This window comes from Rossellomorea sp. H136, assembly GCF_056838065.1.
The window spans coordinates 2,813,444-2,836,035 of the sequence record NZ_CM166371.1; the positions used below are offsets into that span (position 1 = coordinate 2,813,444).

A 22,592-nucleotide genomic window follows, 5' to 3' on the forward strand; every position below is an offset into this window, starting at 1 on the left:
TCAATTGCATCCCTACATCTGCTGAGTAGAATAAAGAAAGCTTGTTCTTTACGGTCCCAACATGTTTATTTCAATTCATAATGTGGTAGATATATCCATAAACATGATAGGGATAGTAAGGGAGGAATATATATGAGTTGGATAATCGTGATTGTTTCTCTTTTTGTACTTCTCATTCTGGCTGAAGAAGTCATTAATTATTTTCTACGTACAAAAGTAATTGATCATCACCCCAAGGCGAAAAGAAGCGAAGGAAAGATGAAATCATTGTTTCAAAAAGTAAAGCTGAAACTGACTCATTCACAGTAAGTAGTACTTCATAGTCAAAAGGTGGAGAAGTTGATCTCTGCCTTCCACTTAAATCACTTCTTTGACACAATATGCATTGTTTCAATTGGTTGATGAGATAACATACCTTTAACCTCTTCTTCCCCTTCATTATAACCATAATCTAAAAATACACAAAAAGAAGAAGACAAAAGCTTCAGCAAAACTTTTGTCTCCAAAGGAAAGAAATTAGAATGGGTCTTACATAATAAAGATTTAAACAAAAAGAAAGCTACCCCACTTTCTTTTTGTTTAGGGAGTGATAAATCCTTATTCATAAGCAAGATTCATTGTACCGGGTGAAAAAGTGAACTCTATTAGAACAAGATTAAAATTTGATGAGAAAATCATTTTCCCCTTAATTCTCCACTACTCTATCAGAAAAGCATCCAGTTTAAATTTATGATATGATAAATAAGAATTCAGAATGTTACAATTCATTCTAGTGGATGAAAGGATGGAAAAATGAAAATCGATTTAAACTGTGATTTAGGAGAAAGTTTTGGTACATATACAATTGGACAAGATGAAGAAATGATGAAATTCGTTTCCTCCGTCAATGTCGCTTGCGGATTCCATGCAGGAGATCCTCTCGTAATGAAACAAACAGTCACAAATGCATTAAGTCATAACCTAAAAATAGGTGCTCATCCCGGGTTGCCTGATCTTCAAGGCTTCGGAAGAAGAATGATACAAGTAACCCCTAAAGAAGCGTATGCCCTTGTACAATATCAAATTGGCGCCCTACTCGCCTTCATTAAGGCACAAGGAGGTAAGTTGTCACATGTTAAGCCTCATGGCGCCCTCTATAATATGGCTGCGAAGGATTCCGATTTGGCTGAATCGATTGCTAAAGCGGTATACGACGTTGACCCTGGATTAACATTGTTCGGCCTTTCTCAAAGTGAGCTAACAAAAGCAGGAGAGGAAATCGGATTGCATGTTGCTCATGAAGTATTTGCCGATCGAACTTATCAATCTGATGGTTCACTAACTCCCCGTTCCCTTCCAAATGCCGTACATCATGATGAAAACGAAGTCGAAAAGCAAGTCTTACGAATGGTTGAGAAACAAGAAGTAGTTTCAACAGATGGTGAGGTATTATCAATTAAAGCGGATACCATTTGTCTTCATGGAGATAACACGGCTGCTTTAAACCTTGCTAAAAGATTATATGAAAAGTTAAGCTAATTATATAAGGGCTAAACGTAGCCCTTATTCCATGGAGAATGTAAAGGATTTGTCTATTGTATAGAAGATAGGAGCAGTCTCTAATGAATAAGACTTTACTACTCGAAGGGTTCCGTTGGATGTTCATCTTACTTGTTGCTTGCGTTATTATTCTATATGGCTATCAGCGGTTCCTTTTGCACTCTAGCATTGAAACATCTCTACAAACCGTATCTCCCGACTCAACCATCATTGGAATCATTCAAACTCATACGACTGATAATAAAGAAAAAGTGTATGAAGCTCTATACAAGACAACAGACGGTAAGTGTTACCGAGCTTCATTCGAGCGTAAGGGGCCCACATTCATAGGAAATCAGGAGGCATCCTGTGAATAGGAGGAGTAGACCGAAACAAGCCATTCATATCTTTCCTCAATTTGAATCAGCAGAAATAAATAATAATATCAGAAAAATTCATGATCCATTATAGGATAAAATCCCTCCCCATATTACACTCGTTTTCCCGTTTAATGCAAATATACCTTAGATAAAAAGTATGGCTGGTTTCAAGGAAGCCATATAGTGGAATGTAGAGGAATATGACATACATAGAAAGGGTCATTGCTATGATAAAAACTCTTACAATCGATACTAATAAACGTGATGAGATGATTGATATCACCACTTATGTCCAAGACATCATCATCAATGCAAAAATGAAGGAAGGTGTTGTTGTGGTCCAATCCTTACACACAACAGCCGGAATCACGGTGAATGAAAATGCGGATCCCGATGTAAAAACAGATTTTCTACGTCGATTAGACGAGGTATATCCTTGGGAACATACTCTCGACCTTCATGGAGAAGGAAACACAGCTGCTCATTTAAAGACAAGTACGGTTGGACACTCTCAAACAATCATTGTCACTAATGGAGAGCTTCTATTGGGAACTTGGCAAGGCATCTACCTCTGTGAGTTTGATGGTCCACGTTCCAGAAGAAAGGTTTCGGTTAAAACAATTGACGCTGAATAAGGAATGAAAAGACTCGAGGGCATTTTCTCGAGTCTTTCTATTCTATAAAACGTTCTCTTATGTTTTGCGAAGGCAGCATACAAGACTTTTGTTTTCCAAACCATTTGTATCTATTCTTCGCAATCCATCTGTATACTCTATCTCTTAGGGGCTTAGGGATGATTATGCCTGTAGTGATAAGCTTCCATGGCCATGTCAAATGAGAGCACACCTTTAAAGCAGCGGTTGATTCCACATGCGCTTTATTTTCTTCAATTAAAACAAAGCTATCTGTAGTATGAGGAATGTTGTGCTTCTTCAATAATTGTTGACCAATATCGCTTTGTAAGGAAGCAAACTTGTAGATTCCTTCAGGATCACGTTCGATAATAAATCGCACACTACTATTGCAAAAATTACATAGGCCATCAAATAATATTATTGCCAATGATATCACACCGTTTCATTTATATCCCATATTTACTTCTAACTATAATAGAATTCACAACTTCTTTCCAGGAAATTACTTGCTCTCAACTTTTTGAATGCTCCGATAGGTGACCTACTTCATTATAGGAATGAACTGCCCATCGTTCACTTTTAAAATGGAGATTGGTCAGGCAGCCGTTAAATAGCTTCACATGCTCCAGAACTGCCTTTTCTTGATGAAACTCACGCAATACTGCATTGATGACAGCACCGTGAGCAACCAACAGTACCTTCCGGTCGGGAAACTGAGTATGAATCTCTTCCAGCCCCACCTGGACTCTGTCGACCAACTCTTCGTATGATTCCATATTCGGAAAGATAAAATCAGGATACCGCTTTTCCCTTTCTTCACGGGACAATCCCTCTCCCTCACCAAAATGGCGTTCCTTGAAATGATCCATTTCAACGATTGGCAGTTCAAGTGACTCATTGATAATATCCGCTGTTCTTCTCGCTCTCATTAAAGAAGTGGTTATGAGAACATCCCATTCTGATTTTTTTAAAAATTCTCTGCATTCTTCTGCTTGACGTTTCCCCGTTTCATTTAATGGTATATCTGTTTGACCTTGTAATTTACCCAAAAGATTCCATTCTGTTTGACCATGTCTTACCAAGCATATTTGAGTCATTTCGTTTACTCCTTTTGTTGAAATTGCTATTTCTATTGTCAGTACAATATCCATGCTTTAGGAAAGGTATAATTCTACTAGATTTTATGATATACTATATTACCATTAAAAGAGATTATTTCGAAAGTTTTAAATAAATGAGCAGTATAGGAGTTGGCTGAAACAATGAGAGATGAATTATTATATCTGGGTCAAGAAATCGTTTCACATAAATCTGAAATTGCTAAAGGTGTAATTGACTATCAGGAACAACGATACTCTGAACAACTTAAGTTTTCAGATGTGAGAATGGAGAAAATCACAGAGTGGAGAATTGAATTAATACAAATACTAGGAGAATCTTTATTTGAAAATCAAAAGGATTCTCTCGTTAAAATAAATGAGTGGACTCAGAAAGTTGGGAATATTTCCATTGAAAAAGGTATCTCCCTAAACGAATCTTTAAAAACTCTATCCACATTCCGTACGGCCATTTGGGATTTTTTCGAAGAACAAATTGACAAACAAATTTCAGCCTCCATTGTGCTGCAATCAAACAAAAAGATAAGTCACTTGCTCGATGAAATTGCTTATCTTTTCAATGAGTTATTTATTAAGCAACAGAAAGATCAGTTGGCCCTAGTTCATACCGCTATGGATGAACTATCAGCACCGATTGTGCCGATAGCTGACCAAATTGCAATTCTTCCTCTTATCGGGGAAATTGATACTCATAGAGCCAGTTCTGTTATGGAAACGGCATTAAAGAAAAGCTCTGAATTACAATTAGACTATTTATTTATTGATATATCCGGTGTAGCAATAATGGATACGATGGTTTCTCATAATATCTATCAAATTGTAAATGCTTTAAAAATGATGGGTGTACAATCGGTATTAACTGGTATCCGCCCTGAAGTTGCCCATACCTTAGGGAGTCTGGGTATAACCTTCGACGATTTAAAAACAAGCTCAAGCTTAAAACAGGCTCTCGAAGACATCGGATTCAATCAATATGAGGTGGTCCTTCCCGTATAATGTATAACCAGAAGCCATTTGCAGCATGGCTTCTGGTTTTTTTTGATTATTTCCAAACACTAGTCACTCCTATTTATTTTATGATGAAATAATATTTGAATGCTTTGAACAGCCATATATATGGGAATCGACCAATACATTTCATACCCTTTATCGAAATGGAATATACCAATTCTGACCGTGAACCATTCCATCAATAGAGAAAAAGCTGTCCAAATCAATATATAAGCAAGGTTCATAATCCCTCTTATCTTTAGCTTTTTATATATGTATACGAAGAAATAACTATAAGGGCCATACATGATGTAACTAATAAAGTCAATTGTCTGGTAAGCGGAACTGTCATTGACATCATAAAAATCCCATGGAGGAATACTAATCGTATGATCATAAAACATTCCTATTGATATGCCATAAATATAATAACTTAACCCTTCGAGGAATGAAAATATTTTTGGAGTGATCCAGATTATTAAAAGGAGAGAGATGAGACTAATGATGATAAACCACTCGTTTAAGTCAAATGATCTCTCATAGATTCTGTCCACTATCTCTCTCCTCCTTTTTCTGCAAATAATAAAGCCCTTGTCCTATCCAAATACAAATCAATAAATATGTTCCATTAATGATAATTGTGTTTAACAGGCTCCATTGAGGATACTCAAGCGTTCTAAAGTGTATGTGAAGAATATCCAATACACTGATAAAGAATAACAAGCTTACAAATAATAAGAATCGATGAGTTCTGTTTCCGTAATTCAAGTAACCATTCACCATGACAATCCCGACTAAAGGCAAGATACATTCCCGGTTTATCAGTAAGCTGACAAATTGAGTGACGTCCTCTGACGCCTTCACCCACTCTAGCTTATTGGTCAAAATCGTAATGTAATTCGTTGAAATGATCGACAACACCATGAACTGGATCGAGTTTGATGTGAATGAAAGTTTTTTTTGCATAAAAATGACGATATAAATCAGTATGATCAATATGGAAACGAAGAAAGGAAGAGACATTAATTTCTCCTTAACTTTTTCTTACTATCCTTGCCTTTTTCGACTCAATACATAACCACAATTATGACTAGAGAGTTCGGATGTTTGTATTAATTTTGTAAAGGGAAAAGAGAAATGGAGAATGAAGGAGGTAATTTTATGAAACATGAATCTATCCCCAAATTTGCAAGAGATGAAATAAAAGAAGTCATTGTCGATGGTTTGCAGCGGGACTTATCACCTGAAGAAGAAGGACTTATCACAGGATGGACTCAAACCTTTAACAAAAGCGAACGCGCCACCATCATTAATATGCTAAAAGAACTACTAAACAAGCATAAAAAACATGACTAACCCAAAAGCGGAGGCGGCTTGGCCAGAGGCGACAAGCATAAGACGGGACTACCGGAAAGGCGCTCTTTGCCTTTTTCGTAGTCCTGGCTTATGACCTCGAGCCTCTAGCCGCCGGAGCTGGATGAACCAAAAGCGGAGGCGGCTGTGATCAGCCCCGACAACCATAAGCAATCTGTTATGAATGCGAGCATAAAGAAAAGGCAAGCCTGGATTAAGGCTTGCCTTTTCTCATTTATAGTAATGTCTCTTATATATCACTTGTCAAATCTAGAAGTTTATCAATATCAATGCGATATATTGGGCGATTTATATCCTCTTGTCCAAGTTCTACGGTATCTTCTAGTACATCATCAATGTTCATACTTTAAATACCTCCCAAGTTGTGTATGTACTCTGTATGGCTACAAACCTTCTGCATCTTACTAAAGAATACGAAAGTAGGTTTCCATTCATGGGGGTACTTTTAAAAATATTTTTCAAAGATGAATTGTATGCAATAGTCTGAAATTTGAATCAAATGGTTCACTATGTTAAAGTTTTAAACGACTATTGATTCTACTTAAATAATATTAAATGGGTAGAATAGCTTTCTCCTTAAAGGAGGCCTTTCTATGAAACGATTTTCCATGCTTCACGTTCCTCAGGATTATAGGTATAGAGGGCGTCCAGCTGTTACCGTTCACGTTCTACCTGTTCATAAAGAATATTTCGCGATAGGTAAATCATTAAAAGGGAACGGTCGGGCTGCAAACAACAACGAAAAACTAGCCGCATATTATGCGTATCTAGATACTTTAAAATAAACGATTCTCTCTATAGAATAAATCACTAAAAAAGCTGATCAGAACCTTGTCTGATCAGCTTTTTTGTAATCAAACTCAACTTCATAGTGTACAAACAGGGGCTGAGTTACCTGTTAAATTTCACGAGGGAGACATATCCTTTAATACCGTACCACCCCTCTCGTGTGCTATATTTTTCTTTTTAGAAGTTTATAATCATTCAACATACACTGGTGGCTTCCCACAATAGTATCAGGTAATTCTTCTAGATTACAAAACTTTAGTTGAATGGATTCAGAGTTTTCTGCTTTCATTTCTCCATTGTAATCATTTGTAAAGTAGGCTGTGGTGACTACATAAAACTCATCTCCATTTTCAGCTTTAATGTATTGATCCGCACCAGAATATACGTTTAACAAATTCAACTTACCTAATGTCAGATTCGTCTCTTCCTTCACTTCTCTTCTCGCCGTATCTTCCGTTGATTCTGCCAATTCCATTAATCCCCCAGGCAGTCCCCATGAGCCATTCGGAAATCTCCTTTGCTGCAGAAGCACTTCCTTTCTCTCATTCAAAATAATGACGACCGATCCGACTAAAATAAGTGGACGAGTTCCAACAATTTCTCTTAATTCTTCTATGTAACCCATTAATCAATCTCCTCACTGAATCTGCTAACGAAATGAAACACAGACCGAATTAGTCCGTTATATACTGACAAGCCTCGAAACCATTTCCATCTATATCCCAGAACTCAAAAAATGTAACCTCTCCATCCTCTTTTATCTCTCCAATCTTTACTTCCATCTCCACTAGCTTTAACCTGGTCTCTTCCAGCGCATCAGAAAAGAGAATCGGCTTGACGGATGAGGGACGGACCTTTCCCTCTTGAATCGTTAGAGTAGAGTCTCCTTGACCTATTTGAAACACAACATACTTTCCCGAATCAAAAACTTGCTCAAACTCCATCACCTCTACATACCATTGAGTAGACTTTTTTAAATTTTTTACACACATATGGACTGTATCCACTTTAGAAAACAATGAAATACCTCCTCGTTCATCTCTAGTTTTTTAATAGTGTTAAGTGCCCCACAATCTCTTTTGCTACAAATTTTTCCATTGGCGGAAGTGCCACTACTGTTAAAGATCCCTCTTTAATTTCAGTTAACCCGCTATCATGAATACTGAAATATCCATCACCCTCTAATTTCTCCAGCTCACGGGGTTTTCCCTTTAGAACAATTTTTTTCATTCCTGTTTGCACCCATTCTACAAAGTCTGCTTGTCGATTTTGAAAAGGTGAATCAGATGACATCATCGTCAGCGTGCTAAGAGTAGCAGCATGTGCCACTTGCGCTGCCGTTTTCCCCTTTGACATATTCAGTTCCATATTTACAATAAAATATTGAACGAGATCACGCTTATTCATTCGTCTAATCAGCCCTTTTTATCATTTAATACCTGTTATTTTACCATGCGCAGGGAAAGTACCTCAGTTTTATTTACTTCCTTCTTAGTTTCACATAATTATTTTCAACTGAAACTATTTTGACCTTCTCTCCTATTTTAAAATCTAAATATTGATCACAATCCAACTTATAGGTGTGGCCGTTATCAAATTTCATAAAGCATGGCGGATCGCTGCTGTTTTCATCTATAACCTCACCTGATTTAATTCCTTCCGCACCTTTTTTATCATTCGCCGGAAAATACTTTTCCTCAATCATTACCCAATCTTCATGACTGATAACCACCAGCTTCAGAATAAAGAGCCCCACAAGAAGAACAAGTAACATACAAAGTATCACAAATTTAGCCCGTAAGCCCATCATGTGTATCCCTTTCCTTCCATATAAAATCAACAAATGATTATATGTATGAAATCCAAAATACATTCGTTTATTTTGAATAGTGGATTATTTTTCCCCTCTTGCAAAAAACCTAAAATGGATTTACAATAAAACTAACGACCGTTAGTTAGTTAATTAATTAAGAAGGTGAATAATCATGAAAAATGACAACAAACAACTCATAAAAGAGGTCGCATTGGATTTATTCGGCCAAAAAGGGTACGAGGATACCTCATTAACGGAAATTGCAAACACGGTAGGTATTAAAAAACCATCCATTTACAACCATTTTCGAAGTAAAGAGGATATATTTATAGAAGTAATTGAGGATTTAAGTGTGTCTGAAGTGACAGCCTATAAGAATGCAGAGGAAAAGATGAATCTTAATGAACCACTAAGGAATATACGAATGCTCTTTGACTTATTTTGTCACCGATTAATGACAACAAAAGAAGCTCTGCTATGGAAGAGAGTTACATTCTTTCCTCCAGAAGCTTTTAAAGAGCTTATTCAAAAACAATTCATTCAGTTTGAAATGGTTACAACAGCGATTTTAGTATCAATTTACCAAGAAGGACTTAAACACAATTTGTTTAGTGAAATCGAAGAGGATGAATTTATTGCCTCCTTTTTATGTTTAGTTGATGGTGTCTTTTTAGAACATCACTATTACACAGAAGAAATTTTCAGACAACGAATTGAATCGGCTTGGAAGGTTTATGAATTAGGTATATCAAGTCGTAAAGGAGAGTAGCATCATGGGTTGGATATACGTTATTATTGGTGGAATTTTGGAGATTGGCTGGGCAACTGGGTTATCCCTCTCAGAGGGGTTTACAAAACCTGTCCCAAGTATTGTCACTGTTGTTCTCATCTTAATCAGTTTTTATTTTTTTTCTAATTCCATGAAATTATTGCCAATCGGAACGGCATATGCCGTCTTCACCGGTATTGGAGCAGCCGGCACTGCTGTTGTGGGAATGGTATTTTTAAATGATGGAATTAGCGTGTTGAAAGTTGCTTTTATCACTCTGCTCATTTTCGGGGTAATCGGCCTCAAAATGAGTGATAAAGAAAAGCAAGAAACAGGGAGGTCATACTAATGGCTTGGATATTTCTCATTTTTGCCGGGTTCTCTGAAGTTGTGATGGTAACGTTTATGAAGCTATCTGAAGGATACAAGAAGCTTGCCCCTTCAATCGTGAGCTTCGCGGCAGGAGGTATAAGCTTTTATTTATTATCCCTTTCCCTGCTTGATATCCCAGTAAGTACAGGATATGGAATATGGACCGGGATAGGATCTGCAGGAGCTGTTATCATCGGGATGATCTTTTTCAGGGAAACGAAGGATTTAAAGAGATTATTTTTTATTAGTTGTATTATAGGGAGTATCATTGGTTTAAAGATCGTTTCATAACTGTAATTTTCTAGATATTTTTTATCGGGATCCCAATAGCTCCCCCACCATTACCATTGATTTCTCAAAGGGGGAGCTATTATGCATTTCCAAGGATCCTGCTAACGATTCGTTCTGACTAAATGTACATCCCATACATCTTCTAAAATGTTTAAGAAAGTTTCGTTTATTCCTCCCCATTGAACAGAGTCATTGCTAGGGGGATCCTCCAGATTCCTATCAATTTTGAGTAAATCTTCTCTTATGTACTTTTCCATATACATTAAAAAGGGGAAAGGAATTTCTTTCCCATTAACTCTCGATAGGAGCATAGAGGAGATGGTATCCTTCAATTCTTCATTCATATTAATGTGGTTAACCATTTCGTTCATCCCATTTGGAGGAAACGTTTGATACTCGTTAATCCACTTATAAGAAAGCCACGGTCTGATAATCGTCATCATTTTCTTCAAATCTTTGATATCCTCATTCAAATACATTTCCATATTGCGTTTAGCCATGTGATAATAATGAAACAAACAGCGGGTCGGAGAAAAAGTCTGGTCTCTCAGCTTTCTGACTTTCTCTATGTCCGGGTGCTCAAAATACACATTTTCATTTGTTAACCATTCCATTAGAGAGGGGTTTGATTTACGAAGAAGTTTAAGTGCTTTACTAAGGTCCCATCCGCTGATTTCAATGGAATCGTGTGTAGACATTACAATAACGTCCTTTGTCTCTTGAAGATTTAAATATGCAGTAACCTCCCGAATATATATAAACCGGACATCATAATCGCTCTCATCTGTTTGATACCCCCATGCCCGACTCCCGGCTTCGACGGCATACAGGATCCTTATTCTCTCTTCTCTTTCGATATTTTTCAACTCATCCAGAATGATTTTTCTCACAAAATAATTCTCCTTATCTTATATTTATTAGTAGGGTTTTCCTTTCAGTATTTGATATACTTAATCACACAAACAAGTCGATAAATAGAGGTGAATAGCTTGACCAAGAAAAAGATGTACTCATGGAGCCTGCAGGTTCTCATTATTCTTACCATTATTTATGTTTCAACAAAGATTTCATTTTTATTTGAACCGATTGTCGTATTCGCTTCAACATTATTTTTCCCGATCATCATTTCAGGATTTCTGTATTTTTTATTAAATCCATTAGTTAATCTCCTGGAAAAAGCAAGATTGCCGAGAACCATTGCCATTATCGTGCTTTATGCTGCTATTATTGGTGTGATGGTGTTAATTATAGGAAATATTGCGCCTATTCTCTCGAAGCAGATAACAGGTTTGTTCAATGAACTTCCGGAGTATGCAAGACAAACGAGGAATTTTATCGAATACTTATCTGAGACTCAACAATTCAAATGGATGATGAGTCAAGATTATGTGTCACTTAAAGATGTAGAAAAGCAGTTAATGGACTTTGCCAATACTTTACCAGATAATATAACAACTGCTCTTAAAGGATTATTAAGTGTTCTGACCAGTATTACGATACTGATTGTCACAGTCCCGTTTCTATTATTCTTTATGTTTAAAGACGGCCATAAATTTCCTAAGGCCATTTCAAAATTCCTTCCTCCTGCCTACCGTGAAGAAGGGATCAACACTCTAAAGGATACGAGTGATACACTTGCCGCGTACATACAGGGACAATTGACGGTAGCTTCCTTTGTAGGGACCCTGACTTTTATCGGGTATTTGATCATTGGACTTCCCTACGCATTGGTGATGGCGCTAATAGGGGCGGTGACGAATATCATTCCATTTATCGGTCCTTTTATCGGTGCTGCACCTGCCATCATCGTGGCCCTGTTTGATTCACCGACTAAAGCCATTCTCGTCATCGTGGTTGTCACGATTGCACAGCAAATAGAAGGGAACCTCCTTTCACCCCTAATTCTAGGAAAGCGTCTGGATACTCATCCAGCGACGATTATCATTTTATTACTGGTGGCAGGGAACCTGGCCGGTATCCTGGGAATGATCCTAGCCGTTCCTTTTTATGCGGTAACAAAAACCATTATGTTGAATTTAGTGAAGTTTATAAAGCTGAGAAGATCTGCTATTCAAGAATGATAATGGAGAGACAACCGGGCTTGCCCGGTTGTTTATTTTTTGACGTAACAAAAACGTGGAAGTTGAATCGGAAGAAGGTTAAGGAGCAGATATGTGTCATTATTCAGATTGCCTCCATTCCGACAATCATATCTGTTTATACATAATCACATGTGGCCCGATTGGTTCTATTTCAAATACGTCCCCCAACTGAGTTAAACCCAATTTCTCATAATATGGCCCAGCTGAAATTCTGGCATTGCACCACCACAATTCACACCCTTTTTCTTTCAGGACTTTTTCACTGTAATCGATGAGCTGCTTTCCAATGCCTTTCCCCCTGTAATCCGTAAGGGTGGCCATTCCCCTTAACCGGTAAGGCAGATATCCATTCAAACCCGGTTGTGCTTCCTGATAAAAGGAACCAATACTGATCAGCACCTCTCCTTCAAAAACGCCTATGTGAAAGGAACTGTCGTCTGAATCTCCTACATAATGACACTCCTCTATCGATTGCGTCGGCCTAAGAATTTGTTGTCTAATGGCATATGTATCAGTAGCTGAAATAAAACGAATGTGAGTCATTTTAATCCTCCCTTATGAAACCGGACTTTTGATCCCTATTTTATCATAGCATATTCATAAATTTTGAGGTGAATATCAAAAGAAGCAATCCCTTCATAGGGAATTGCTCCTCTGGTTTACTTCATTTCTTTTTAAATAACTTATTTGATGCACCCTTTACTGCCTTGCTTGCCGTGTCTACTGTTTTACCGACCATTTTGTTTCCGGTATTGCTTACATTTTTTACAAAATCTGCTGATGTATCTGACACTTTCCCTACAAGTCCGCCTTTACCGCTAACACTTTTGATTATTTCATTAGCTGTGTCTGCCGTTTTATTCACTAGTCCGCTGGCTTGCTTCGACGTGTTCTTTACTAAGTCACTTGGATTATTTCGCTTGTCTTCAGCCATGATGTTCTCCTCCCTAGAAAAAGACTCATCACTATCCCTATGTCATCGAATGTGAAAGTATGCTGAATCAGGGACTAACTTTTTACCTTCTTTAAATATTCTGTCGATAAAACCGTTTCGAGCATATCGCCATCTCTCTTCTCGACCCAATAGGCCGAAGCATGGACTCTTGAGCTCAGTACTTTATAAAGACTTTTATCAATGAAATGTAAAGCAGCACCATCATCCACACCATAGCCTGCTTGAAGTTTCCCTTTACGGATAAATGAATGAAAAAGGGGACGACGATCTTCTTCGCCGTCATAATGAGGAGAGTGGCTTCCCTTCAAGAATCCCAAACCTTTAATCGTTTCTAATTCTTTACCATATGAATCAGTAATTCCTTCTTCAAACCAACAGATCGAGCCTGCGCTCAAACCTGCAAGAATCGTCCCTGATTCCCAAGCTTTCTTGAGGATAGAATCTACCTTCCACTCTTTCCATAGGGCAAGCATACTCTTGGTATTGCCCCCACCCACATAGATAATATCCTTTTCAAGAAGGAACCCCTCTAAATCTTTGGTTGGTAATTCGAATAGAGACAAATGTGAAGGCTCACACGAAAGCGAGTGAAAAGCATTGTAAAATCGCTCTATATACCCTTCTGCATCTCCACTGGCGGTAGGTAAAAAACAAATCTTTGGTTTTGACTCTCCAGCCTGATTTATAATATATTGATCTAAAAGCAGGTTATCAGGCTCCATGGAAAATCCTCCCCCACCCATTGCGATAATCTGTTTCATTGAATCCACACTCTCCTTCCATTCAAAAATCTTTCGATAAGTATCTTAATCCTAACAAAACCATTGACGTTGGCGAACTTTTTTTATTCAAAAAAAAGAAAGAGGCTGGGACAAAACTAAAAAACCACGATAAAAAGACGAACAATAGAAGTGTAGGTTCTTAATATCGCTAATGATTTCCGTGCAAGACTACGCTTTCCGCGGGTAGCCTGTGAGCCTCCTCGGCAAGCCTGCGGGGTCTCACATAAGCTAAATCAAATTTCGAAAATAAATAATAAACCCGAACAAATCTGCACACAAAGAAGCAGGTTTGTTCGGGTTTGACGTAGGCTAAAAAACTTTTGTCCCAGCCTCTCACTTATTTCATTTCATCTCCTGAAAAGTAAATCACTTACCAGCACCAGACGTTCTATTCTTTTTCATTTTCATTTCTTTTTGGAATGAAAGAATTAATCCATATGTCATGACAAATAAGATAATACCTAATGGTAAGGCTGTGATGATGGTAGCTGCTTGCAATCCGCTGATGCCGCCAGTCCCCATCAAGATCGCTGCAATGGCAGCTAATACAATCCCCCAGCTGAACTTCACGAAGAATGGAGGATTCAAACTTCCATTAGACGTTTGCATCCCCAGTACAAATGTTGCCGAGTCGGCCGACGTCACAAAGAAAGTGATAATCAGGATTAGGGAAATAATCGAGAGGACCCCGCTTAGAGGCATTTGATCAAATACATAAAATAGTGCTGTCTCCAAACCTTGACCCGCTACATCTACACCTTGAACAAAATCGTAATACAACCCTGTTCCTCCGAATACTCCAAACCATAGAGCGCATACGATTGTAGGCACAATGATGACGGCGATGATAAACTCACGAACAGTCCTTCCTTTTGAAACCCTTGCAATAAAAGTTCCCACAAACGGTGTCCATGAGATCCACCATGCCCAATAAAAAATCGTCCAATCTTTCACCCACTGATTATTCTCCACATTAAATGGTGAAAAACGTAACCCCATACTAGGAAGATTTTGAACATAGTTCCCAAAGGTGGTCAAAAACAATTCCAGGACAAATTGCGTAGGACCTACGATGAGAAAGACAATGAATAACAAGACAGCCAATACCATATTGGCATTGCTCAAATATTTAATTCCTTTTGATAAACCAGTAGCAGCAGAAGTAATAAATAGAACCGTTGCAACCCCCATGATAATAAGCTGAACTTTAAAGTCAATCGGGATTCCCATCAGGTAATTAAGTCCACTGTTAATTTGTTGAGCACCAATTCCAAGTGAAATCGCCACACCGAAAATCGTGGCAAACACAGCGACAATATCAACAATATACCCTATGGGGCCTTTCACTCTATCTCCAATAACAGGATATAACGTGGCACTCATAAGTCCTGGCATGTCCTTCCTGAATTTATAATAGGCAAGGGCCAATGCTACGACCGCATAAATAGCCCAGGCATGAAATCCCCAATGGAGATATGTATAGCGTAATCCGATTTTAGCAGATTCAATGGTCCCACCTTCCCCATATGGTGGAGTGGCATAATGAGAAACAGGTTCCGATACCCCATAGAATAGGAGCCCTATTCCCATTCCTGCACTGAAGAGCATGGCAAACCATGTCAATGTGGAATATTCAGGTCTATCAGCGTCCTTCCCTAATCGAATCTTCCCATATTTACTAAATGCGAAGAAGATGGCAATGATGAAAAAGAATGAAGCTGAAAATTGATAAAACCAGCCAAATTTGTCTAGAAGAACTCCTTGAGTACTGGACATAATATCGATTAATGTTTGAGGAAAAATCCCCCCCCAAGCCACAAAAATGACGCCGATTGTAATAGCAATCCAAAACATTGGTGTGAAATCTCTCAAATGACTTCCCCCTTAATTCTTTGATGTAGCTCTATCATGTAGAAATAGGTATGTAAAGAAAATAAATGCACGAACTTATTTGTTCCCCCCTTCTCCAAGAGCTAAACTAGTAAGTAATTGGAAAGTAAGGGACGGACCTTTAAAGGTCCGTCCCTTACTTTAAATTGGCATATATTAACATCCCGCTTTTAAATTGATTTTTCATGTATCTTTTTTTCATTTCGGGGCAAATTATAGTAGACGGAGGTGATAAACATGACTAACAACAACAACAAACCACAACAACAAAAAAATGAAGCTGAATTTGCTCAAGAGCAAAACGCTGCTGAAAGAGCTAGAAAAGCTGCTAAACAGCAAAATCAACAAAACCAACAAAATAAATAAAAACATAGTGAGAAAATTGAATACTTAACAAGAGACTAGTCAACTGGCTAGTCTCTTTCTATGAAGCCCCGTTTCTCTTAGAAGAGGAATCCAATGTAAATGAACATTCACACCAACTCTTATGGGTTGGATAGATCCTTATAATAATGAACATTTTCCTCATACATCTTTAACATAGAAAAACCTCCCAGGACTTTTCCGGAGAGGTTAGTGTGATTAGCTTATTCTTTATGGTCTGAAGTGTGCACTTATCCAGAAATAAGATAAAATCATTATAGGAAGGGAAGAAGGAACTCACAAAGATCTCCCCCTGCCAGGTTAAGACTGATCTTTCTTTTTTAACGGTTTGTACGCAACAAAAACCGCAAGAACTGCGGCCACTACATTGATTAAGGTCCCAATAATGGGAGACCCTTTATATCCATCACTATGATACAAATTTGTTAAAATCAGACCAGCAATGAAACTTAGGATGATGTTACTTCCAATGAAAACTCCAATAAAAATAAAAAATTTCTTAGCATTGTTCCACAAAATCAGCACTCCAGTAAATAAAATATCGTTAAGAGTACAGTAACAGAATTTTTCAGGAAAAACCAGCATAGAGGCGTACTGAATAGAGTCGGGTATCCTCTGGACGTGGGAAAACACAAAAAAACAGAGTACGTCAGTCGACGTACTCTGTTTGGAGTTTTACGATTGAATTACTTTTGAACGTTAGCTGCTTGTGGTCCACGAGCACCTTCAACAATTTCAAATGTAACGTCTTGACCTTCTTCTAATGATTTGTATCCTTCACCTTGGATAGCAGAGAAGTGAACAAAAACATCGTCTTGACCTTCAACTTCGATGAAACCGAAACCTTTTTCAGCGTTAAACCATTTAACTTTACCTTGTAACATAAAACAAGTACCTCCTAGTGCAGTTGCACATAAAAATATTTATATTCCTGCTCTGATTAAGATTCAAGACGAATGTTCTTCAATCATGCATATTAACCGAACAAAAATAACTATCTTTACTATAACAGAATCTCATGCAAAACTCAAGAATATGAATGGGTCTTTTTGTAAAATGCGAACGAGGATTTAGTCCACGATTGAAATATTGTGTTCTTTTGCATAGAGTTTTTTGATCATACGTATTTGTCCCCTATGGTTGATTTCATCTTCAAATACATGAAACCATTTAAAGAAGTTATTTCCTTTTTCACCATACCACCAGTCCGTTTCTTCATATAGCCAATCCTCATCCAGTTGTTTGAACTGCTCCACCGTTTTGTTCCTGGTCCTCTGTAGATTTTCAAGGTAAAATTCAACTCTATTTCCATTAATCAATTCGGCTGCTTTACTGCCTAAGCTTAAGGCAGGTTCCAAGGTCACTGCGAATTCCTCGATTTCATCATCACTTAAATTTTCGAAGGTCAGGACCTGATAAATTTTTTCAACTGCATCAAAATGGGCAAGAAGCATCCCGATTGAATTTGCTTCATCGTGGCATCGGTAGTCAAGCATTTCCAACGGTATGTTCTCAACTTCACTGATAGAAGTGAACCGTGCATAGTCCATCATTGAAAGGAGTAAAGAAAAGTCTTTCTTCATTCCATTTTTTTCTTTAATTAAATATATTGAGTTGCTCTCCATTGTTTCTCCCCCTCCCTGTTCTTCTCTTACTATATATTGGATAAATATAGGAAAACTCCTTGTTTATTTTGTCGATTATTCAATTATTTAGGACTGTGCTGTGGATCTTTTAATAAATCACGTATTTCTTTAAGCAGTTCTTCCTTCTGATCGACCGTCACTTCCGCTTTGATCTCTTCTTTGCGTTTCATTTTCTTATATAGCCGTATAATAATGAATATTACGAGGGCTATTAGGAAGAAATCCACTACGTTTTGCAGGAACACTCCATATGTAATGACAGCGTCTCCTACCGTAACTTTTAAGTTCGTAAAGCTGATGCCACCAAGCAATATACCTAGAAGGGGCATAATGATATCATCGACCAGGGATTTGACGATTTTACTAAAAGCAGCACCTATAATGACCGCCACTGCAAGATCTATGACATTACCCTTCACGGCAAACTTTTTAAACTCCTGCCACATTTGCATTCTCCTTTTGTTTATATATGACATACAGGAACTTTGCCTGTCAGGATTTAGTTTGCCACAATTATACAAATTTATATGAGGGATTAGATTTCTTTCTGCTAAACTAGTCTTTCACTATTGGCCCTCCTTCCATGTAATGAAGACTTCCCATGACGTCACTCGTAAAAGCTGGCTGGGATTCATACCTGTAATCGGTCCATTATGTTACGATTGAAGAAAGTCGATGGGAGGAATATATCATGTTTACGAAGTTACCAAAAGAACAGAAAGACACAATGATCGAACGAATTCAGACATTTTATTATGAGCAGACCGGTGACGAAATTGGAGATTTAGGTGCTGAAAATTGGTTTGATTTTTTCATGAAAGAAATTGGTCCATATCTCTATAATCAGGGAGTGATGGATTCTAAAGATGTATTGATGGATAAGATGCTTCTTCTCGAAGATGATTTGTATGCCTTAAAAAGGCCGATCAATGCTAGATAATCAGGACAGACAAAGGAGCAGGACATTGCAGTCCTACTCCTTTGTTACGTTATGAAGAACTTGATCATCAATTCGACCGTTATCATTAACAAGTTCAATTGTGACGGCTTCTTTATCTTTGTTCTTTATTTCACTTATCAACTTGTCAATCTCTTCCGGTGTTTTAATGTCTACTGTTTTCTTAACCTCAAACTCTTGTGAGGATTCTCCCTGCTTACGGCTCTTTAATTCCTCATCTGTATAAATCAGATCCGTTCCCAGGGCGTTTTTAATCGTGGTTCCCTGCAGGAAGAAACGGGTTTGAAACGGAGTATTCGGTTCAAGTTCTTTATCTGTGACCACTCCTCTGAATGTAATCGTATTGGCCTTTTCATTTATTGTCACTTCACCACTCACGACCATTTCAGCAGCATTCCGGTTACAGGCACTTAATAGAATGGCCATAAGGATTCCCGCTATGATTACTACTTTTGATCCTTTCACTAAGGTGTCCTCCTTATATGTATGTGCATTATTATTCTACCAAATGTTGAATGATAAGTGCCATAAACAATTGTTCCCTGCACTTTTCGTCCTTAGTTTTTCATGCAAGATAAGTGGGAATTAATGATAGGGGGATTTATGGGAGATTTTGGTCAGGGAACTTAATGAGGTGAAGTGTGGAGCCGGTGGTGAATGTATTTTGTCATCCAATTTTTTCGTATAATACCCCTACGAAAAATTACTTGGTGGCCTGATCAAGTCGCCATGTTCACTCTTGGTTGTAGTGCACTAAGTGGGTACTGATTTCCGATATAGCTTATAGCTTTTTTGATTCTTCATTATTTTAGTTTGATCTTACCACCAATCGATGACATCCAGTAAATCAGCAGGACGATTGTTAATATATCACCAGCTCAATCATTACTAATAGAGAAGCGAAGGAACCTTAGATGAACGGGATAGAAATTTCCGTATTATCTATTGGCTTGATGACTTCAATAACATAAGGGGATTTGAAGTTTTCTAGAGAACATTAAAAGAATTCCACTTATTACTTTTTCAGATGCTTATTACATACGGCTTTAAGGATAAACAATTTTTCCTGTACACTTAACATTCTCCAGCATTTAGCACGAATAATCATAGTTATTCCCCTCTCCTTATTTTCATCATCTTTTACTTACTTCTCTTTACCTCCATCTCAACCATTACAAACACTTCAATTTGCTACATATTTACAAACAAAAATACTTTCTCCGACATGTTGCCCTATCGAAAAAAGTATTAATTGAAAACGAATGTCAATACGTATAGATATTTGTAGAATTTCTTTTTTTAAAAGATTTCGTTTACATTTAAAATCATGTTTAATAATAATTGTCTCGTGGAAGTAATTGCAATTAAAACAGCAAACTTTTAGAAAACATCTTATTGAAATGCTCTTTTCGCATAGTTTGTTGCTATTGTAGAGGAGAAAGTAATAGTTGATTTCCGCTCCAGGATGCTCGCTTTCCGCGGGGCTGGCGGTGAGCCTCCTCGGCTGCGCCTCCGGGGTCTCACCTGTCCAGCTATTCCCGCAGGAGTCGAGCATTCTTCCGCTCCAATCAACTTTCTGAGCATGTATCCTTAATGGATAACAATAAAAACAAGAATTTTAGCAAACAATCTCATTTAAGGTAAGTAGAGATTGATTTTCCTTTTAAAGAAGAATTATTTTTTTCTAGTTACATTGTTTTCTTGCACACCTTGAAGCTCTGTCATGAAAATTCTGTTATAGATGGTGAGGGGAACTGCGCAGACTCCGGCGGATTTTGGGAGTGCCGAGACCTCGTTCGGCAAAGCTAAGAAGGCTCGGCCGAACGCTAGCTGCAAGAGGATCAGTTCCCCTCACCATCCAGCATAAACTGGTTGACAGGGCCCAGGCAGATTCTATGCTAGAAAACAACAATCTTTGCGAAAAGAGCCTATTGAAATGACCATTTACGGAAGGAGTTTCACAAAATGATGAAGAACTCTGGCTGTTAGCCCCCATATGACTTTGTCTTCATAGTAATAAAAATGTTCTTTCATATTTCTCGCTTGCCAATTGTAATTTTCTCCACCTGGGATTTGTTTGAACGGAAAACTCTCTTCTGGCTCCATCTTGAATTTGATAGTATACAAGTCTGGTTCCCTTTCCTGAAGATAGGTTAAAGGTGTTGTAAAGATTTCCTCGACCTCGGCTTGATTCGGTTTTAACTCTTTTAAGGATGCATTTATTTTGCCAACGTATGGATAAATAATGGTCCCAAAAGGAGACACGATATAATCGAGTGGATACACATCTGTAATGGTGTCCGTATGAATTCCCAGCTCTTCTGATGTCTCACGAATAGCTGCTGATTTCTCATCCGAATCACTTCGATCGATCCGCCCCCCGGGAAAACAAATTTCCCCTGGTTGTCTTCTCATATTTAAGGAACGAACTTCAAATAAAACATGTGTTTGGCCGTTAACCTCAATCAAAGGAAGTAGAATAGCATATTCAGAAAATGTTTCACTTCCAAGTACTTTCGGTGTTCTTTCTTTGAATAGCTGCAGTATCTCATTCACATCCATTCTATCCCCCCTTTTCACATAATCTATTCTATGATTTTCTTTATTATAGTATGAACAAGTAGCAAGACCAAACTATACGTTTCCCCACCTTCCCATTCTATCCTATCTATAAATCTATCGCGTACTGTAGTAATCATAGAAGACCATTTTTTCCAATGGGAGCTGTGCTGTCTGGTCTGACATTCCTATATTGCGCTTTTAATCCTAAACGAAAAAAAATCCTGCTGAAACTTTCGGCAGGATGCTTTGTTTCTTATTGTGGTTTTGGTTTACTTCCTTTCCATTCCTGAATTCCATCATCCTCGATAATACCCAACGTTACGTCCGCAATATCCGGGTCACTCATTAATTTATCCTGTATAGCGAATTTAATATCATCCGCTTCAGAAAGTGGTAATCCTCTTTTCAGTTCAAGATACGATTCAACATGATAGTATCGTCCTTCCTGAGTGATTCTTAATTTGAAGATATCGATTACTGCTTCGTGCTCAAAGATCGCACTTGCGATACGGTCCTCGACTTCCTTCGGGGCAGCAACTCCTATCAGACCGACCATGTTGTCATACCCGACCCTGAAGGCCACTCCTACCATCAGGAATCCAATAACAATGGTGACGATTCCATCCAAAAGCTGATAGTCAGAGAAGTAGGACACCAATACAGCAATCAGGGCTAAGATTGCCCCTGAAACAGCGACCAGATCCTCATAAAATACGAGCCTTGTCGGTGGTGACGCACGCTTTACGTTTTTAAACGCTCCTGACAAAATTCCTAAACCTGTGCTTTCATCTCTTGCTTCTTGTCCGATTTCCTTCATTACTTTATAGAGAATGGCCCCATCGATAAGGATATTCAGTAGTAATACAAATACATTCAGCCAAATGCCCTTCACCAAAGCGGGATGTTTTAGTAAATGAATCCCTTCCCGTATGGTTTCATAGGCCATAATGGAAACAACAATAACCGCAACCATACAAAAAAGATTGATGACTCTTCCGAATCCTGTCGGAAATTTCTCTGTTGGTTGCTTCTCAGAAAGAACACTTCCAATAAATACAAAACCTTGATTCACTGCATCAGCTAATGAATGCATAGCTGATGCAAACATTGCTCCACTTCCACTAATGAAATAGGCTATCCCTTTTGCAATCGCCAGAATCCCGTTCCCCACCATAGCGAAAAACGATGACTTGTTTCCTTTCTTCACCAATGAAAAAAAAGATTGATTCCCCACATTCCACACCACCCATACAGATTCTTAACA

The 22,592-nt window shown here is 38.0% G+C and carries 34 protein-coding genes; 13 read left to right on the forward strand and 21 right to left on the reverse strand.

Annotated elements, in window-relative coordinates; genetic code table 11:
- Positions 1–132: 132 nt before the first annotated feature.
- Positions 133–309 carry a hypothetical protein gene (locus ACYH0O_RS14190; protein ID WP_426892057.1) on the forward strand — a complete coding sequence of 59 codons (177 nt, stop codon included), beginning with the start codon at positions 133–135 and terminating at the stop codon, positions 307–309.
- A 53-nt stretch (positions 310–362) separates the two neighbouring features.
- On the opposite strand, the gene ACYH0O_RS14195 is transcribed toward ACYH0O_RS14190, so the two are convergent.
- On the reverse strand, positions 363–605 hold the full coding sequence (locus ACYH0O_RS14195) for a hypothetical protein (protein ID WP_426892056.1): 243 nt from the start codon (positions 603–605) through the stop codon (positions 363–365).
- 187 nt (positions 606–792) lie between these two features.
- Here ACYH0O_RS14195 and ACYH0O_RS14200 point away from each other — a divergent pair, with 187 nt between their 5' ends.
- From ACYH0O_RS14200 to ACYH0O_RS14210, 3 genes are all read left to right on the forward strand, one after another.
- Positions 793–1,518, forward strand: coding sequence for a LamB/YcsF family protein (locus ACYH0O_RS14200; RefSeq protein ID WP_482629236.1), 726 nt, complete (start codon positions 793–795; stop codon positions 1,516–1,518).
- Between the two features lie 83 nt (positions 1,519–1,601).
- Positions 1,602–1,895 (forward strand): hypothetical protein, encoded by a 294-nt coding sequence (locus ACYH0O_RS14205; protein ID WP_482629237.1) that lies wholly within the window; start codon positions 1,602–1,604, stop codon positions 1,893–1,895.
- A 230-nt stretch (positions 1,896–2,125) separates the two neighbouring features.
- Positions 2,126–2,533, forward strand: a complete 408-nt coding sequence (locus tag ACYH0O_RS14210; RefSeq protein ID WP_149156753.1) for a secondary thiamine-phosphate synthase enzyme YjbQ — start codon at positions 2,126–2,128, stop codon at positions 2,531–2,533.
- A 37-nt stretch (positions 2,534–2,570) separates the two neighbouring features.
- Here the strand turns inward: ACYH0O_RS14210 and ACYH0O_RS14215 are convergent, their stop codons facing one another.
- Both ACYH0O_RS14215 and ACYH0O_RS14220 read right to left on the reverse strand, forming a co-directional pair.
- Complete coding sequence (locus ACYH0O_RS14215; RefSeq protein WP_482629238.1) at positions 2,571–2,960, reverse strand: thiol-disulfide oxidoreductase DCC family protein; 390 nt, start codon at positions 2,958–2,960, stop codon at positions 2,571–2,573.
- A gap of 85 nt (positions 2,961–3,045) precedes the next feature.
- Positions 3,046–3,630, reverse strand: a complete 585-nt coding sequence (locus ACYH0O_RS14220) for a histidine phosphatase family protein (RefSeq protein ID WP_149156999.1) — start codon at positions 3,628–3,630, stop codon at positions 3,046–3,048.
- A gap of 165 nt (positions 3,631–3,795) precedes the next feature.
- On the opposite strand from ACYH0O_RS14220, the gene ACYH0O_RS14225 reads away from it, so the two are divergent.
- Positions 3,796–4,647, forward strand: coding sequence for an STAS domain-containing protein (locus tag ACYH0O_RS14225; RefSeq protein WP_482629239.1), 852 nt, complete (start codon positions 3,796–3,798; stop codon positions 4,645–4,647).
- A gap of 59 nt (positions 4,648–4,706) precedes the next feature.
- Here ACYH0O_RS14225 and ACYH0O_RS14230 read toward each other — a convergent pair whose 3' ends face one another.
- The gene (locus tag ACYH0O_RS14230) at positions 4,707–5,195 is read right to left on the reverse strand and encodes a hypothetical protein (protein WP_482629240.1); all 489 of its coding nucleotides are present in this window, start codon (positions 5,193–5,195) and stop codon (positions 4,707–4,709) included.
- Entirely contained in the window at positions 5,179–5,664 is a 486-nt protein-coding gene (locus ACYH0O_RS14235) for a hypothetical protein (protein WP_482629241.1), read from the reverse strand. The genes ACYH0O_RS14230 and ACYH0O_RS14235 overlap by 17 nt, the downstream gene beginning before the upstream one ends.
- A gap of 138 nt (positions 5,665–5,802) precedes the next feature.
- Here ACYH0O_RS14235 and ACYH0O_RS14240 point away from each other — a divergent pair, with 138 nt between their 5' ends.
- A complete protein-coding gene (locus ACYH0O_RS14240; RefSeq protein WP_482629242.1) occupies positions 5,803–5,997 on the forward strand; it encodes a hypothetical protein in 195 nt (64 codons plus the stop codon).
- A gap of 611 nt (positions 5,998–6,608) precedes the next feature.
- Complete coding sequence (locus tag ACYH0O_RS14245; protein ID WP_149156759.1) at positions 6,609–6,800, forward strand: hypothetical protein; 192 nt, start codon at positions 6,609–6,611, stop codon at positions 6,798–6,800.
- Positions 6,801–6,967: 167 nt separating this feature from the next.
- Here ACYH0O_RS14245 and ACYH0O_RS14250 read toward each other — a convergent pair whose 3' ends face one another.
- From ACYH0O_RS14250 to ACYH0O_RS14265, 4 genes are all read right to left on the reverse strand, one after another.
- Positions 6,968–7,429, reverse strand: a complete 462-nt coding sequence (locus ACYH0O_RS14250) for an NUDIX hydrolase (protein ID WP_149156760.1) — start codon at positions 7,427–7,429, stop codon at positions 6,968–6,970.
- 49 nt (positions 7,430–7,478) lie between these two features.
- Positions 7,479–7,823: a VOC family protein gene (locus ACYH0O_RS14255; protein ID WP_482629243.1), complete on the reverse strand. Its 345-nt coding sequence runs from the start codon at positions 7,821–7,823 to the stop codon at positions 7,479–7,481.
- 22 nt (positions 7,824–7,845) lie between these two features.
- Positions 7,846–8,211 carry an aminoacyl-tRNA hydrolase gene (locus ACYH0O_RS14260; protein ID WP_482629244.1) on the reverse strand — a complete coding sequence of 122 codons (366 nt, stop codon included), beginning with the start codon at positions 8,209–8,211 and terminating at the stop codon, positions 7,846–7,848.
- A 73-nt stretch (positions 8,212–8,284) separates the two neighbouring features.
- Positions 8,285–8,614, reverse strand: coding sequence for a hypothetical protein (locus tag ACYH0O_RS14265; RefSeq protein WP_482629245.1), 330 nt, complete (start codon positions 8,612–8,614; stop codon positions 8,285–8,287).
- Positions 8,615–8,789: 175 nt separating this feature from the next.
- Here ACYH0O_RS14265 and ACYH0O_RS14270 point away from each other — a divergent pair, with 175 nt between their 5' ends.
- The 3 genes from ACYH0O_RS14270 to ACYH0O_RS14280 are packed head-to-tail and all read left to right on the forward strand — an operon-like array spanning position 8,790 to position 10,049.
- Positions 8,790–9,386 carry a TetR/AcrR family transcriptional regulator gene (locus tag ACYH0O_RS14270; protein ID WP_482629246.1) on the forward strand — a complete coding sequence of 199 codons (597 nt, stop codon included), beginning with the start codon at positions 8,790–8,792 and terminating at the stop codon, positions 9,384–9,386.
- A gap of 4 nt (positions 9,387–9,390) precedes the next feature.
- Complete coding sequence (locus tag ACYH0O_RS14275) at positions 9,391–9,735, forward strand: DMT family transporter (protein WP_482629247.1); 345 nt, start codon at positions 9,391–9,393, stop codon at positions 9,733–9,735.
- Positions 9,735–10,049 carry a DMT family transporter gene (locus ACYH0O_RS14280; protein WP_149156766.1) on the forward strand — a complete coding sequence of 105 codons (315 nt, stop codon included), beginning with the start codon at positions 9,735–9,737 and terminating at the stop codon, positions 10,047–10,049. Before ACYH0O_RS14275 ends, ACYH0O_RS14280 begins: the two co-directional genes overlap by 1 nt.
- A gap of 101 nt (positions 10,050–10,150) precedes the next feature.
- Here ACYH0O_RS14280 and ACYH0O_RS14285 read toward each other — a convergent pair whose 3' ends face one another.
- Positions 10,151–10,939, reverse strand: coding sequence for a nucleotidyltransferase domain-containing protein (locus ACYH0O_RS14285; RefSeq protein WP_482629248.1), 789 nt, complete (start codon positions 10,937–10,939; stop codon positions 10,151–10,153).
- A gap of 99 nt (positions 10,940–11,038) precedes the next feature.
- On the opposite strand from ACYH0O_RS14285, the gene ACYH0O_RS14290 reads away from it, so the two are divergent.
- Entirely contained in the window at positions 11,039–12,130 is a 1,092-nt protein-coding gene (locus tag ACYH0O_RS14290; RefSeq protein ID WP_482629249.1) for an AI-2E family transporter, read from the forward strand.
- A gap of 126 nt (positions 12,131–12,256) precedes the next feature.
- On the opposite strand, the gene ACYH0O_RS14295 is transcribed toward ACYH0O_RS14290, so the two are convergent.
- The 4 genes from ACYH0O_RS14295 to ACYH0O_RS14310 form a co-directional block, all read right to left on the reverse strand.
- Positions 12,257–12,694: a GNAT family N-acetyltransferase gene (locus ACYH0O_RS14295; RefSeq protein WP_482629250.1), complete on the reverse strand. Its 438-nt coding sequence runs from the start codon at positions 12,692–12,694 to the stop codon at positions 12,257–12,259.
- A 121-nt stretch (positions 12,695–12,815) separates the two neighbouring features.
- Positions 12,816–13,085: a hypothetical protein gene (locus tag ACYH0O_RS14300; RefSeq protein ID WP_149156770.1), complete on the reverse strand. Its 270-nt coding sequence runs from the start codon at positions 13,083–13,085 to the stop codon at positions 12,816–12,818.
- A gap of 74 nt (positions 13,086–13,159) precedes the next feature.
- Positions 13,160–13,867 carry a Type 1 glutamine amidotransferase-like domain-containing protein gene (locus ACYH0O_RS14305; RefSeq protein ID WP_482629251.1) on the reverse strand — a complete coding sequence of 236 codons (708 nt, stop codon included), beginning with the start codon at positions 13,865–13,867 and terminating at the stop codon, positions 13,160–13,162.
- A gap of 387 nt (positions 13,868–14,254) precedes the next feature.
- Positions 14,255–15,742: a glycine betaine uptake BCCT transporter gene (locus ACYH0O_RS14310; RefSeq protein ID WP_482632575.1), complete on the reverse strand. Its 1,488-nt coding sequence runs from the start codon at positions 15,740–15,742 to the stop codon at positions 14,255–14,257.
- 273 nt (positions 15,743–16,015) lie between these two features.
- On the opposite strand from ACYH0O_RS14310, the gene ACYH0O_RS14315 reads away from it, so the two are divergent.
- On the forward strand, positions 16,016–16,144 hold the full coding sequence (locus ACYH0O_RS14315) for a hypothetical protein (protein WP_426892042.1): 129 nt from the start codon (positions 16,016–16,018) through the stop codon (positions 16,142–16,144).
- Positions 16,145–16,462: 318 nt separating this feature from the next.
- Here the strand turns inward: ACYH0O_RS14315 and ACYH0O_RS14320 are convergent, their stop codons facing one another.
- The 4 genes from ACYH0O_RS14320 to mscL all read right to left on the reverse strand — a co-directional run bounded on the left by ACYH0O_RS14320 (position 16,463) and on the right by mscL (position 18,254).
- Positions 16,463–16,678, reverse strand: a complete 216-nt coding sequence (locus tag ACYH0O_RS14320; RefSeq protein WP_482629252.1) for a hypothetical protein — start codon at positions 16,676–16,678, stop codon at positions 16,463–16,465.
- A 170-nt stretch (positions 16,679–16,848) separates the two neighbouring features.
- The gene (gene cspD / locus ACYH0O_RS14325; protein ID WP_032088076.1) at positions 16,849–17,046 is read right to left on the reverse strand and encodes a cold-shock protein CspD; all 198 of its coding nucleotides are present in this window, start codon (positions 17,044–17,046) and stop codon (positions 16,849–16,851) included.
- 186 nt (positions 17,047–17,232) lie between these two features.
- Positions 17,233–17,787, reverse strand: a complete 555-nt coding sequence (locus tag ACYH0O_RS14330; RefSeq protein ID WP_482629253.1) for a DinB family protein — start codon at positions 17,785–17,787, stop codon at positions 17,233–17,235.
- Between the two features lie 83 nt (positions 17,788–17,870).
- Positions 17,871–18,254 (reverse strand): large conductance mechanosensitive channel protein MscL, encoded by a 384-nt coding sequence (gene mscL, locus ACYH0O_RS14335; RefSeq protein ID WP_482629254.1) that lies wholly within the window; start codon positions 18,252–18,254, stop codon positions 17,871–17,873.
- A 245-nt stretch (positions 18,255–18,499) separates the two neighbouring features.
- Between mscL and ACYH0O_RS14340 the strand changes: the two genes are divergently transcribed.
- The gene (locus ACYH0O_RS14340) at positions 18,500–18,748 is read left to right on the forward strand and encodes a DUF2164 domain-containing protein (protein ID WP_482629255.1); all 249 of its coding nucleotides are present in this window, start codon (positions 18,500–18,502) and stop codon (positions 18,746–18,748) included.
- Between the two features lie 33 nt (positions 18,749–18,781).
- On the opposite strand, the gene ACYH0O_RS14345 is transcribed toward ACYH0O_RS14340, so the two are convergent.
- The 3 genes from ACYH0O_RS14345 to ACYH0O_RS14355 all read right to left on the reverse strand — a co-directional run bounded on the left by ACYH0O_RS14345 (position 18,782) and on the right by ACYH0O_RS14355 (position 22,562).
- Positions 18,782–19,231 carry a hypothetical protein gene (locus tag ACYH0O_RS14345; RefSeq protein WP_482629256.1) on the reverse strand — a complete coding sequence of 150 codons (450 nt, stop codon included), beginning with the start codon at positions 19,229–19,231 and terminating at the stop codon, positions 18,782–18,784.
- A gap of 1,479 nt (positions 19,232–20,710) precedes the next feature.
- A complete protein-coding gene (locus ACYH0O_RS14350) occupies positions 20,711–21,328 on the reverse strand; it encodes an NUDIX hydrolase (protein WP_482629257.1) in 618 nt (205 codons plus the stop codon).
- Positions 21,329–21,581: 253 nt separating this feature from the next.
- Positions 21,582–22,562, reverse strand: coding sequence for a cation diffusion facilitator family transporter (locus ACYH0O_RS14355; RefSeq protein WP_482629258.1), 981 nt, complete (start codon positions 22,560–22,562; stop codon positions 21,582–21,584).
- Positions 22,563–22,592: the final 30 nt, after the last annotated feature.